11 protein-coding genes are annotated in these 13,482 nt (G+C 44.5%); 3 read left to right on the forward strand and 8 right to left on the reverse strand.

What is annotated here, in order from left to right:
- Nucleotides 1-8 precede the first annotated feature (8 nt).
- From apaG to DBZ36_RS18015, 5 genes are read right to left on the reverse strand one after another with little or no spacing between them, the layout of a single operon-like run.
- Nucleotides 9-401, reverse strand: coding sequence for a Co2+/Mg2+ efflux protein ApaG (apaG, locus tag DBZ36_RS17995; RefSeq protein ID WP_199711918.1), 393 nt, complete (start codon nt 399-401; stop codon nt 9-11).
- Entirely contained in the window at nt 388-1,218 is an 831-nt protein-coding gene (gene rsmA, locus DBZ36_RS18000) for a 16S rRNA (adenine(1518)-N(6)/adenine(1519)-N(6))-dimethyltransferase RsmA (protein WP_120356350.1), read from the reverse strand. Before rsmA ends, apaG begins: the two co-directional genes overlap by 14 nt.
- Nucleotides 1,215-2,195: a 4-hydroxythreonine-4-phosphate dehydrogenase PdxA gene (gene pdxA / locus DBZ36_RS18005; protein WP_199711921.1), complete on the reverse strand. Its 981-nt coding sequence runs from the start codon at nt 2,193-2,195 to the stop codon at nt 1,215-1,217. The genes rsmA and pdxA overlap by 4 nt, the downstream gene beginning before the upstream one ends.
- A 2-nt stretch (nt 2,196-2,197) precedes the next feature.
- Entirely contained in the window at nt 2,198-3,466 is a 1,269-nt protein-coding gene (gene surA / locus DBZ36_RS18010) for a peptidylprolyl isomerase SurA (RefSeq protein WP_120356352.1), read from the reverse strand.
- Nucleotides 3,467-3,517: 51 nt separating this feature from the next.
- Nucleotides 3,518-5,809 carry an LPS-assembly protein LptD gene (locus DBZ36_RS18015; RefSeq protein ID WP_120356353.1) on the reverse strand — a complete coding sequence of 764 codons (2,292 nt, stop codon included), beginning with the start codon at nt 5,807-5,809 and terminating at the stop codon, nt 3,518-3,520.
- 156 nt (nt 5,810-5,965) lie between these two features.
- Between DBZ36_RS18015 and DBZ36_RS18020 the strand changes: the two genes are divergently transcribed.
- The 3 genes from DBZ36_RS18020 (at nt 5,966) to djlA (ending at nt 8,654) form a co-directional block, all read left to right on the forward strand.
- Complete coding sequence (locus DBZ36_RS18020) at nt 5,966-6,967, forward strand: aminoglycoside phosphotransferase family protein (protein ID WP_120356354.1); 1,002 nt, start codon at nt 5,966-5,968, stop codon at nt 6,965-6,967.
- Nucleotides 6,945-7,649, forward strand: coding sequence for an N-acetylmuramate alpha-1-phosphate uridylyltransferase MurU (gene murU / locus DBZ36_RS18025; RefSeq protein ID WP_120356355.1), 705 nt, complete (start codon nt 6,945-6,947; stop codon nt 7,647-7,649). Before DBZ36_RS18020 ends, murU begins: the two co-directional genes overlap by 23 nt.
- A gap of 204 nt (nt 7,650-7,853) precedes the next feature.
- Complete coding sequence (gene djlA, locus DBZ36_RS18030) at nt 7,854-8,654, forward strand: co-chaperone DjlA (protein WP_120356356.1); 801 nt, start codon at nt 7,854-7,856, stop codon at nt 8,652-8,654.
- Nucleotides 8,655-8,667: 13 nt separating this feature from the next.
- Here djlA and DBZ36_RS18035 read toward each other — a convergent pair whose 3' ends face one another.
- The 3 genes from DBZ36_RS18035 to rapA form a co-directional block, all read right to left on the reverse strand.
- Nucleotides 8,668-9,534 carry a DUF3530 family protein gene (locus tag DBZ36_RS18035; RefSeq protein WP_120356357.1) on the reverse strand — a complete coding sequence of 289 codons (867 nt, stop codon included), beginning with the start codon at nt 9,532-9,534 and terminating at the stop codon, nt 8,668-8,670.
- A 157-nt stretch (nt 9,535-9,691) separates the two neighbouring features.
- Nucleotides 9,692-10,354, reverse strand: coding sequence for a pseudouridine synthase (locus tag DBZ36_RS18040; protein ID WP_120356358.1), 663 nt, complete (start codon nt 10,352-10,354; stop codon nt 9,692-9,694).
- Nucleotides 10,355-10,367: 13 nt separating this feature from the next.
- Nucleotides 10,368-13,250, reverse strand: coding sequence for an RNA polymerase-associated protein RapA (rapA, locus tag DBZ36_RS18045; RefSeq protein WP_120356359.1), 2,883 nt, complete (start codon nt 13,248-13,250; stop codon nt 10,368-10,370).
- Between the last annotated feature and the right edge of the window lie 232 nt (nt 13,251-13,482).

The raw sequence follows: 13,482 nt of genomic DNA on the forward strand, positions 1-13,482 counted from the left end.
CTATCCCCTTAGTGAAGCGCCGATGGTTTGGCTAGGCGAAAGGCGGGGATCTCGGCTTGATACAACTGGCCTTGATCATCGCTTAAGGTATAACTTCCTTGCATCACACCAACTTCTGTGGGGATAACAGCACTACTCGTGTATTCAAAATGCTGATTGGGTCCTAAGCGGGGTTGTTTGCCAATCACACCTTCACCTTCCACTTCTTTGGTATCACCATCACCATCGGTTATTAACCAATAACGCCGCAGGATTTGAAGTGGCATATCGCTTAAGTTCTCAATGCGGATACTATAGTAGAACGCGTACTGTTGCTCTTCTTCTACCGAATGTTGTTCAAGGTATCCAGTTTCAACCTGAATATCTATTTTGACTTCGACATCCACGTTATCCATTGTCATCACTGCTCTTAAGCAACTGATGCTCATCAAGATAGTTAGCAATATCACAGAACTGCTGAATGCTTAGATTCTCAGCACGTGCAGTTAATACTAAACCTAATGACTCAAGCTGTTCTTCATCAAGTAAGTTTCGCAATGAATTGCGAATAGTCTTACGTCGTTGGTTAAAGGCTTCGCGACAGACCCTATCGAGGGTTTCAAGGTTGTTAATCGCATAGGGCAATTGACTGTAAGGCGCCAAACGAACGACAGCTGAATCAACTTTTGGTGCAGGGGTAAAGGACTCAGGCGGTACCTGAAGTACAGGTGTCACTTCGCAACGTACTTGTGTCATCACGGTTAAGCGCCCATAAGCTTTAGTATTGGCTTGCGCACTCATGCGCAATACAACTTCCTTTTGCAGCATAAAATGCATGTCTTGAACTTTGTCTGCAAAACCCAGCAAATGAAAAATAAGCGGCGTTGAAATGTTATACGGTAGATTGCCAAACACACGCAGGGCTTTGTCTTCCCTAACTAGTGTTGAAAAGTCAAACTCTAAAGCATCACCTTGGTGAACCTCAAGAAATTGTCCTAAAGTGGGGTGTACGCTGAGCCGTTCGGCTAGGTCTCTATCGAGTTCAACGACGTTCAATTTACCCGCCATGCGAGCTACCGGCTCAGTTAAGGCGGCTAATCCTGGACCAATCTCCACCAGGTTTTCACCCGGTTGGGGATTGATGGAGGCGACTATTTGGCTAATAACGGCTTCGTCAGTTAAGAAGTTTTGACCAAAGCGCTTACGTGCACGGTGGCCTTGATGAACTTGTTTACTCATGCTTTTATCACCATTTGAATCGCTTGTTCGATAGCTGTTAGCATACTGCCAGGGTCAGCTTTGTTGGTTCCTGCTAAGTCCAAGGCGGTGCCATGGTCGACAGAGGTACGGATAAATGGCAAACCAAGGGTAATGTTTACCGCTTGTCCAAAACCTTTATATTTGAGAACGGGAAGACCTTGGTCGTGGTACATCGCAAGTATGGCATCGGCTTGCTCCAAATACTTTTCTTGAAATACGGTGTCGGCAGGTAGTGGTCCTGTTAGATGATAACCTTGTTCGCGAAGTTGCTCTAAGACCGGGCCTATCACTTCAATTTCTTCACGGCCTAGGTGACCATCTTCGCCAGCGTGTGGATTAAGGCCACAAACGAATATTTTTGGCTCGGCAATTCCAAATTTACTCTTAAGATCCGAGTCTAAAATACGAATAATTGTCTCAAGGCGCTCAGGAGTAATGGCTTTAGATACATAAGCTAAAGGCAGATGGGTGGTCACCAAGGCAACTCGCAAGCCCGCGGTTGCTAGCATCATCACTACATCGTTGACATTGGCTTGTTGAGCAAAAAATTCTGTATGTCCGCTAAATGATACGCCGGCTTCGTTGATGATGCCTTTGTGGACTGGCCCCGTAACAACCGCCGCAAACTCACCACTAATATTGCCATCGCTAGCGCGCTTCAAGGTCTCTAAAACATAGTGCCCATTTTCAACATTAAGTTGACCGGGGACGCTGAGTGCTCCTTGAGCAACCGGCAACACGGTTAGCGAACCTGCTGTGCTTGCCTTAGCGGGCTTATGCGCATCGTAAAGCTGCAAGTCTATATCCAAACCTAAGCACTTGGCGCGCTCTCGTAATAGTCTTGGATCGGCTATAACAACTAGCTCAACAGGCCAAGCCTGTTGAGCTATGTGTAGTACTAGATCTGGTCCAATACCGGATGGTTCTCCGGGTGTAACTGCGATTCTAGGAATCAAACTCATGATGGGTCACTTAAAATCTCGATGTAAGCTTCATCCTTCAACTCGTCGAGCCAGGTTTGCATTTCTTCATTGAATTTGCGATTAAACAGCATTTGATAAGCCTGGTTACGGCTTGCATCATCTGCATTTTCTGTTTCACGTTTACCTAACACTTCAAGAATATGCCAGCCAAATGACGAGCGAAACGGCTCGCTCAATTGATTTTGTGGCAAACTATTGGCCATTTCTCGAAACTCAGGAACAAAGACGTTTGGATTTGCCCAACCAAGTTCACCGCCACGCACAGCTGAGCCTGGGTCTTCGGAGTAATTACGGGCTAATTCAGCAAAGCTTTTGTCTCCAGCAATAATTTCTGCTCTAAAACCGTCTAACATGCGCTGGGCTTTTTCGTCGCTCAGAATGATTGATGGTTTGACCAAAATGTGACGGATATTCACTTCTTGAATTGCGATGGTCTGAGCACCTTCGAGGTCAAGTACTTTGACAATATGAATGCCTGCACCTGAGCGAAATGGCCCTATGACGCTGCCTTTCTTTTGATTTTCTACAACTTCAGCGAATACAGTTGGCATCTCGTTGAGCGTCATCCAGCCCCAGTCTCCGCCATCAACTGCTCGAGGGCCAATAGAATACTTTAGTGCGAGTTGATTGAATGAGGCACCATTTCTAAGTTGCTCTAGAATTGACTGTACTTGAGCATCGGAGGTATCGGTGTCGACTTGAATATTTCCGACACGATAGCGAATGGTGTCGCGTCCCTGGCTATCGATAAGTTCAACTAAAGCGTCAACTTCTTGATCACTGACACTGACGCGACGTCGAACCTGAGAGCGGCTAAGTTCACCAGTAATTAACTCGGTACGCACTTGCTCTCTAAAGTCAGCGAAGCTTAAACCCACTTGTTGATATTCAGCGGTGATTTGTTCTCTAGTTTTATTTTGCTCACGCAAAACATTACTAATCGTTGCATCTAATTGGCTGTCGCTAACTCGGATCCCAAGTTGCTGCGCCATTTGCATTTGCAAACTATCCAGGATTAGGCGCTCTGTGACTTGCTGCTTTAATTCGGCTGGGTCGGGAAGCTCTTGTTGATTACTTGCGACTGTTTGTTCAATACTGCCAAGCATCACTCGCATGTCGTTTTCGGTGATCACTTCATTGTTAACGATGGCAACAACGCGATCCAGGACAACTTCTTCTGCCATAAGCCCATGGGCTGTTAGGCTCATCATCCCGGCACACAGCAGTTTGCTAATTTGTTTCATTGTAGTTCCAAAATTGAGAATGACGGAAAATCCGAATATTTTAGCACAGGCCTAGTCATTTAAATAAAATGGCTGACCATATTTGATTTTTTGACTTTCTGATGGAGAACTTAGGCTATTACTACCACCAAGGCCTTTGATTTCAAATTTGAATTGTAAGGACTTATCCATTTCACCTTGATTACTATTATCAGAGTTGTAACTGGTGAGTAGGGTGTTCACGTAACTAAGTTCAATTGCCCAGCAACAGGCATCAAAGCGTAAGCTAACAAAGCTATCGACATTTCGTCCTTGATTGGTGTCGTAATTGTAGCTACCGCGAAGGCTAATGTTTTCTTTCAATGGCCACGCAAAATGAGTACCTATTTGGTTGACCCGTAACGATTCTTCAGCACTAATAAAACGATGGTTTAGCTGAATATAACGATTACTAGCCGGGCGCCATTCCAAGGCACTATTGGTTTTGTTGACGTCAAAAGCATCGGGATCAACTTGAAGTCCAAAATGCGCGGACCAGTCATACTTGATATTTGCATCTGCTTCAAATGCGAGGACCGAGGTCGACGAATTGCCCAGCTGAGAATTAGGGTTGGCGTTATTCCAATCTTCAACAACTTGGCTTTGTTGTAAGAAAAATATTTGCCCTAATGCAAGACGCAGTTTTTCTGAACCTCCTTGATTGAGATACCGACTGGTGGCCCCCAAGGTAAATTGATTGGCATCGGCTATGCGATCGTAGCCACTGTATTGATGGTCGCGAAATAGTCCAAAATAATCTTGTTGCATGGTACTGGTATCGTAAAGCCCAATATTTTCTTGGTACTGGTAGGGAATATATAGATACTTAATTCTGGGCTCGAGGGTCTGCGTATAGGCGTTACCGAAGGCTGCGGTCGGTCTTTCATAGTTTAGACCCGCGTCGATCGACAATTTCGGTAAGGTGCGATTGATTATTCCGTCTTCAAGATTAACTAAGGCTTGACCACTAGAGTTGGTGGCATCCCGAATATCCTGATCATATGTAGTTTGCATAAGGGCAATACTTGAGCTGACGTAGCCTGAAGGTAAAACGTAGGGAAAGGTTAAAGTGGGTTCAATGTGTACACGTTTAGTTCGGTAGCGGGTTTCATCATCATGACTATAGTTGATAATCTCCGACTCTAAGGAAAGTAAAGACGGCACATTCCCTAGTGGCAGCTCCCAATCACCATAGAGTTTAAGCTGCGGCTGAATGATAAACGGCGCATCTTTAGATGAGTTTCCAAGTACCTGCATATCTTGAACGATTAAGTCACTTTTCCAGTTACTCGAGGTGTATGAGGTACTGATTTTTTGTAACAAGCGGTTTCCGTCATCAAAACCATTGCGGTCACCTAGGTCGGTAAAATAGTTGTTGTCGCTGACCGAGGTATAATTGACGTTATAGTTCCAACTGGGAGTCAAGTTGGCACCATGACGAATCGCTAACAAGTAGCGACTATCGTCAACCAATTTATCATTATTGAGATAGTCCAGATAAACAGTGCCTCGATTTTTTCCGAATAAATATCGGAAGTCACTCTCAACTGCCAATCCGCGATTGGTCATAAAACGAGGGGTCAAAGTGGCATCGTAGTTGGGTGCTAGATTCAAATAATAAGGTGTGCGTAAATCGAATCCGTTTTTAGTATTGGTTGCAAAAGTCGGAAACAAAAATCCGCTCATGCGTTGATCGCCTATCGGGTAGCTTAAATAGGGGGTGTAAAATATGGGAACATCAGCTACATGAACCCGCGCATTGTAAGCGGTGGCCATTTGTTTTTCATTGTCTATATCAAGAGTAGTAGCACGTAAATGCCAGCTTTTATCTCCTGGTGGACAGCCGGTAAAGCGAGCTGTCGTTGCTTTAATATCGCTTTTTTCGAAAACTTCTAGAACTTCAGCGGTACCATTACCTGTATCCCCGTGAATTTGATAGCGTGCGGGAATGACTTTGGCGTAATCGGTATCGGTATGTGCTTCAAACTCATCCCCTTCGAGACTAATTAAGCCATCAGTGAAGAATACGTTTCCATAACCATTGAGTCGATTGGTTTGCTGTGAGTAGACGGTGCGATCGGCATTAAGCTTCTTATTACCTTGGGTGACATACACATCACCTTCAAATACTGCATCATTCTCGAAGGTTGCGCTGGAGCGCTCAGAGTAAATGGTTACTTTTTCATCGAGTGCATTGTCGCCAGGTTCGATCAAGGGAGGAACGTTCAGCAAACATTGAGTAAATTGGACCGGGATTTCAGCGGCTACGTTAAAACTTGCTACGAAAGCGGCCGCAGTCAATACCCGTTTTGGCAGTCGAGCCATAATAAATTGATGCCTTCCTTGATTTAAACAGAAACAAAGCACTGCATATTTGTGATTTTTAGGGCAAGTGGTTACAGTGTCCGCCTATACCGCCTTTTGCATTGAATCAACGTTTTATAAACATTCTGATTCTGAGATCGAAGAGTAACACAAAAAATGAAAATTGAATGCCGCTCGCAGCAATTGTTTGCCTGGATTGTTCAACAAAGCAGCAGCAAAGTACTCCAATTTACAGCTATGGGTAATGATGCTAGTACTCGTCGTTATTTTCGCTTTGAATTAGCGGATGCAACACTTGTGTCTGAGCGACATATGATTGCGGTTGATGCCCCTCCTGAGACTGAAAAAAATCAACGTTTTGTGCTAGTTTCCAAGTTACTAAAGCAACACGGCATCTTGGTGCCTGATATTCACGCCTCTGATTTTGATTTAGGTTTTTTATGGATAGACGACCTCGGGGAGCTGCAATTATCGGAGCAACTAAAAGATTCGCCACTAAATAAACCATATGCTTTAGCGCTTCAAACCTTAAAAAAAATCCAAGCAATCGACACTCAGCAACTTGAGAACTTTGAGTCATTTGACCGAACATTTATAGATCGCGAACTTGGAATTTTTCAGCAGTGGTTTATCGGTAAGCATTGCAATAGCCAAGCATCGATAGTTGAGCAGCAAATTTGGCAAGATTTTGTTGTAGTTTGTGCTCAGAATGCAACGCAGCAACCGCAAGTAGCGATGCACCGAGATTACCATAGTCGCAATCTAATGCTGTCTGAGAACCAAATCGGAGTAATCGATTTTCAAGATATGGTGATCGGCCCTATTTGTTACGACTTAGTCTCCTTGCTTCGCGATTGCTATATAGCATGGCCAGAAAAGCGTGTTGCAACTTGGCTTCACGACTATGCTAAAGAAGATCCGCGTTTAGTTGATGTTAAAGCTGAAATACTGCAGCGTTGGTTTGATATTAGTGGTTTACAACGGCATTTAAAGGCTTTGGGTATCTTCGCTAGACAGCACTATCAACATCAGAATTCAAGTTATCTAAAGGACATTCCTCGCACCTGGGATTATGTGTTGCAAGTTAGTGGAAAATATCCAGAACTTAGCGACTTGCATACCCTGCTAACAAAATATGAGGCGAATCGTGTCTTTTGATAGTCCACGAATAAAATCAGCAATTATTTTGGCGGCAGGTAGAGGCAGTCGTATGCGGGAGTTGACTGACAACTGTCCTAAACCGCTGCTCAACGTTAATGGTAAGTGCCTTATTGATTTCCATATTGAAGCTTTATTAGCGGCTGGTATTTCTAGTATTGTCATCAATTGTGCGTATCTAAAAGAACAGATAGTGGCTCACGTTCAGGCTTATATTCAACAAGGCTACAATATACAATTTAGTATAGAGGGTGATGCGCTAGAGACCGCTGGCGGCATTAAGAAAGCCTGGAATTTACTAGAAGATGAGCAAGTTTTAGTTGTAAATGCAGACATATGGACGGACGTTGATTATCGACAACTCATCGCAACTGTTACATCGTTACCGGTTCATTTATGGTTGGTCGATAACCCAGAGCATAACCCGAAAGGGGATTTTGATATCGTCAATGGATTAGTTGCTGATGAGCCTCGTTACACATTTAGTGGAATCGGAATCTATCGCAAGCATGTTGTTGCTGATTTAAAAGATGGTCCTTTGGCATTGGCACCGGTTTTGCGTGAATTGATAGCCAGAGCTGAAGTCAGCGGTGAACTTCTTCAAGGAAAATGGATTGACGTTGGCACGCCTGAGCGTTTATCAAAACTCAATGCTGAGCTGCAAATAGCATCAAATAACTAGCAATCAGCAGAATCCGAGCGTGGCGATTAGTACAATCAATTGATACTCTAGTATCAATACTTCACGATAGCGTTGGGTGAAACGACGCTATCAACGAATAGAAATAATAATGTAGTCCGAATATTTAGCGCGGATGCAGCAATACTAATTGCTGCATCCGCGCTAAATATTCAGACAAAATAGATAACTTAGGCAGTCGATATTATGCGTATTTGGGGAAAAATTTTTGGGGCTCTGTTTGGATTTGCCGCGGGCCGCTTTGTAGGTTTAATTATTGGGTTATGGTTAGGACATCGTTTCGATAAGGCCTTGGAACGCCATGCCTTAGTGGGTCTATTTCAAAGTCCAGGTAGCCAAAAGCAATTTTTGATTACAACCTTTGCAGTGATGGGGCATGTGGCCAAAGCCAACGGCAAAGTTAGTCAGCAAGAAATCCAAGTCGCGTCGATCTTGATGGACAGAATGGGTTTGCGCGGTGAAATTAGAGATGAAGCGCAACAAGCGTTTAATCAAGGTAAAGAAAGTGACTATCCATTAGAAGAAAAAATTGAAGTGCTGGTCGCTTTAGTCAAAGGCCGTCACGATCTGCTGCAAATGTTTCTGGAAGTTCAACTGCAGTCCGCATTTGCTGATGGCGAAGTTGACTCCGCTGAGCGAGAAGTATTAGGGCGTGTCGCAAGCTCGCTCGGTTTCGACGAGCAAGTTCTCGATTCGCTAATAGCGCGTTGGGAAGCCGAATTTAAGTTCCATCAGCAGCATGGTCGTCAGCAAACAGCTGCTGATAGTGCAAGCGCGTTAAAGCAAGCGTATCAAATACTGGACGTAGCTGAATCAGATACCGACCAACAGGTGAAACGTGCACACCGTAAATTGATGTCGCAACATCATCCCGACAAACTGGTTGCTAAAGGCTTACCACCGGAAATGATGGAAATTGCCAATCAAAAAGCTCAAGACATCCAACAGGCTTATGAGCTAATAAAGAAACAGCGGGGTATGCGTTAACAGTGGATCATTACTAATACCAGCCGAGCGAGTGCATCCAACCATAGATGGACTTGCTCAAGCGCTGTTGCTCCATTTCACCACTTGAAGCACCACTAAAAGTAGCTTGGCGATAGTCGAGTTTCTGCTGTTTTTTAGCTTGTTGAAGACGTTGTGCTGGCTGAGACTTTAGCCATTCTAAACTTGGTTCAGAGATTAAGTCTAAGACCGGAATTTCAAGTTGAGCAACTAAAACAGCAAGCTCTTTTTGGCGTTCAATATTGCGTATGTGGGCATTGATCATCACCAAAGCATCAATTTCAAGCTCTTGATTGCTGATGGCCTGCGCAACTAATGCAGCATATTCGGCTTGCACCACGACCACCTCAAATCCAAATGCTGGCTCTCGCATATCAAAACTGGACTGTATCCAATTCACGATTATTGGTTTTTCAGGTTGTTCAACATTATCAGGCGCATCTTCGGCTTGTTCCGCATTACTTGGTTCTTCTTCAGTAATGAGTTCTGACTCATTTTCGACCGCAGTCGCGTCATCATTTGCGTCAGGGTTTTCTTGATTGGGCGCCATTGTAGCGCTCGCTGCACTGGTGACTTCTGCTAGGGGATTAAGTACGATGGGAATAGTTCGAGGTAAGATTGCAATAGTTTGCCAGCCCCATTTAGGCATGTGTCGACGTAAGTAGTCGACCTCAATTGGGCTGGTGGGGCCGGTTTCTGGGGCCGGTACAAACAATAAAGTCCCCAGTTTCTTAGGGCTTGTTTCATCTAACCAAACAGAGCCTAAAGGCGGCTGTATCGCTTCAACTAGTTTGAATTCGCCATCAAACGCATAGTATTGGTAGTCTTGTTCTGATGCAGCAAGGCTGATATGACCTGACATGCTCAGTACCAAAGCAAAAACAAATAGCGTTTTGATATGCACTCCTTACATTTCAAATTTCATCATCGAGATAGCGGTCTGGATCTTTTCAGCCAGGGCAACTTACATCTTATCGGCATTCGTTCACAAAATTTGAGTATATTCGGAAAGCTATAACTTAGACAAAACTTGCCGAAGACTCAAAGCTAATAGACTCGTGGTTGCCTGGGTGAAGGATTGTTAACCCGGCTGCATGTAAATGCATACGCTTAGCAAAGTGCTTGGCGCGCGGGTGGGCGTAAAACTCGTCCCCAACAATGGGTGTACCAAGGCTTAACATGTGTAAACGGAGCTGATGAGAACGGCCCGTAATTGGCTGCAACCGAACCGTGAAACTAGTTTCTTTTTGCTGTAACAAGGTCCATTTTGTCTGTGCCGGTTTGCCAGCATATAAATCAATCACTTGCCGAGGCCGGTTATTCCAATCACAGCGCATGGCTAGCGATATTAAGCCTTCACTATCGGGGCATTGGCCATAGCATTGGGCTACGTAGTGTTTGTCAACACTGCGCGCCGCAAACTGACGACTAAGATGACTTTGAGATGTGCTTCCCAAAGCCATTAACACTAAACCCGAAGTTGCCATGTCGAGGCGATGAATGACCTTAATGCTAGGCCAGCGCTCAACCGCACGCAGCCACAAACTGTCTTGATGCTCAGCTGCCCTGCCTGGCACTGTTAGTAATCCCGCGGGTTTATCAAACACGACGATAGTGTCGTCTTGATAAACAACCCTCAGCCATGGGGTCTGAGGGGGAGCGTAAATAAAGGCTGGTCTCATCAATCAATGCCAATTATTGGTGAGAAACAATAACGAAGCGTAAACCTTCAAGCTTGAGTTGAGCATTGTTTAAATACTCTTGCGCCTTATCTTTTACATCTTGTAGGTGAACGATCTCGCTACTGCGGATACTAGGATTGATGGCTTGCAGCGCCTCAAGTCGTTGTATTTCATAATCGAGATGCTCATTGAGCTCCTGTTGCGATTGAGCAACTCTTTGTTCAAGCACTGTGGTGGCAGCAAGCTCTGCTTGGCTAACCAGTTCGAAAATTGCAGCTTGCGAGGCGGCAACTAACTTGGTACCAATATGTCGATTTACTGGAGATAATTGCGCGTGCAAGGTGGCAAATGCCACTTGTTGAGACAAATCACGACCGTTCTGGTCCAGTAGTATGCGCAGCGGTGCTTGCCCAAGAAATCGATCCATAGCCAAATTGGCAGGGGCGTTGGTTTGCGAAGTGTAAATACATTCAACAAAGAAACTACCTAAGGGTAAGGCTTTATTCTTGAGCAAAGCTACTGAGGTGCTTCCGCATTCAGTACTTAGTACAGCATCCATGGCTGATATAATTAGTGGATGCTCCCAACTTAAATAGCTTAGTTCTTCACGTGCCAGCGCAATATCACGACTAAATGTCACGGCAACGCCATCTGCAGGCAGGCTATGCAGCGAGTCAACCAACATATGCTCACCTGGTCGAAGCAATAAACTCGTCTCATCTAGGTCATCTTGATGAATACCGAGCACATCAAACAAACCCAGAATGTAGCTCAAGTAAGCTGTTGATTCTTGATCTTTTTCTAGCTGTTTGAGCAAGGGTTGTACTTCAGTTCGACCAGCAGAACTAATTTCGAGAAGACGGTCACGGCCTGATTCCAATTCGGTTTTCAAAAGGCTCTGCTGTGCTTTAGTTTCTTTTATAAGCGCTTCAAACTCGCTACTGCTTCCATCTTTATTTTCAACAAAGTTAAATACTTTATCTTGAAAACGTTGAAATAGATTTGCTCCAGTGGCACAACTGCTTTCGAAAGCGTTAATCCCTTCATGGTACCAACGTAATAGAGCCGCTTGTCCTGTTTCTTCGAAGTAAGGGACGTGGATCTGAACATCAAATTCTTGGCCTATTCTGTCTAAACGCCCAATGCGCTGTTCTAGTAAGTCCGGATGCTCAGGTAAGTCGAACATGACTAAGTGGTGGGAGAATTGAAAATTGCGACCTTCAGATCCAATTTCAGAACACACCATTAATTGAGCTCCGGCTTCATCTTGCGCAAAATAAGCCGCTGCTTTGTCACGCTCTAGTATCGACATGCCTTCATGGAATACAGTCCCGCGGATCCCTTCTCGAGTTCTGGCTTCATCTTCAATGGCCATTGCAGTCGCTGCATCCTTGCAAATCAATAATACCTTTTGGCGTTTATTTGCGCTTAAAAATCCAAGTAACCAATCAATTCTAGGGTCAAAGTCGAACCAGTTTTGCAAGGAATGCGGAACTTGAGTTTGATAGGCGATGTGAGGGCGAAGATTGTCTTCCAAGTTGTCAAAGCTAAGTTCTTGGTATTCTTGTGGTAGGTGCAATGGATAGCTTTCTAGCAAGCGCACTGGAAAACCCTTTACATGCGAGCGGGTGTTTCTGAACAAAATCCTTCCCGTGCCATGACGGTCTACTAAATGTTGCAAAATCTCAGCCCTAACGGCTTGCTGCTGCTCTATAGCGTTAGAATCCGAGTTAAAAACACTGATTAGCGGCTCGATATCTTGCTCTGATAAAACTTCAGTCAATTGGTTGGCCATAGCGTTATCAAAGTGGTTGTTGTCAATAACTTTAGCGGCAAGTTCTGCGATCCCTTTGTAGGTAGACTCCTCGCGTATAAAATCTTGATAGTCATGGTAGCGACTAGGATCAAGCAAACGCAAACGCGCGAAGTGGCTTTCGTGGCCAAGTTGTTCTGGGGTTGCAGTAAGTAGTAATACGCCTGGAATTGTTGTCGCCAAAGCTTCCACTAAACTATATTCGTTGCTGGGTTGCTGCTCATCCCAAATGAGGTGGTGAGCCTCATCGACAACTAGCAAGTCCCACTGACTCGCATTGACTTGCGCTGCACGGTTCGGGTTCGCCGTTAAGTAATCGAGGCTGCAAAGCACTAACTGTTCATCGTCAAAAGGATTACCAGTATCGGATTGAGTATTGTTGCAACGTTCTTCATCAAAAATACTAAACTGCAAATTGAAGCGGCGCAGCATTTCAACTAACCATTGATATAAAAGTGCTCCTGGAACAACGATTAACACTCGTTTAGCCCGACCTGTAATGAGTTGTTGGTGCAAAATAAGACCGGCTTCAATGGTCTTACCTAACCCAACCTCATCAGCGAGTAATACTCTTGGGGCGTAACGAGCGGCAACTTCTTGTGCAATATGAAATTGATGCGGGATCAAACTCACTCGAGGACCTTGGAGGCCTCGAAGCTCGGATCGTTGCTGCTCAAACCGATTTTTTAGGGTGTCATAACGCAATTCAAAGTTTCGAAAACGATCGATTTGACCTGCAAATAGCCTATCTTGGGGTTTATTAAAACGAATGTTGTGGTCAAGGAAGGTTTCCTTTAGAACACTCAGTTCCCCGGTTTCACTATGTAGTCCAACATAGAGAAGTATGCCATCAACTTCTTCTATATCTTGTACCTTCAAAGACCAGCCTTCGGCACTGTTGACTTGGTCACCGGGATTAAAGCGTACGCGCGTAATTGGAGCCTCTTGGCGAGCGTAAACTCGGTTTTCCCCATTTGCGGGAAACAACACACTAATGGTTCTCCCTTCTAAAGCGACGATCGTTCCAAGACCCAGTTCTGATTCTGAGTCACTTATCCAGCGTTGGCCAAGAGCAAAAGGCATTGAGGCTCTCCAATATAAAAGGGGCGGCTATACTAGCGTAAGCTTAACGCATGTCTAGTCCAAATTGGAGAAACAGAAACTTTTTTAAACAGTATTTGATGCTGCTCGTTTTAGGCATATATAAGGAGATCCATTTGTCTCTTAGTACAGAATTTCAACGATGCTAGTTATTTCAAAATAATATTCAAAAAAGCCTTGCGCTAAATGGTGTGATCCCTATAATGCACCCCAC

The organism is Alginatibacterium sediminis (assembly GCF_003610775.1).
Taxonomy (GTDB): domain Bacteria; phylum Pseudomonadota; class Gammaproteobacteria; order Enterobacterales; family Celerinatantimonadaceae; genus Alginatibacterium; species Alginatibacterium sediminis.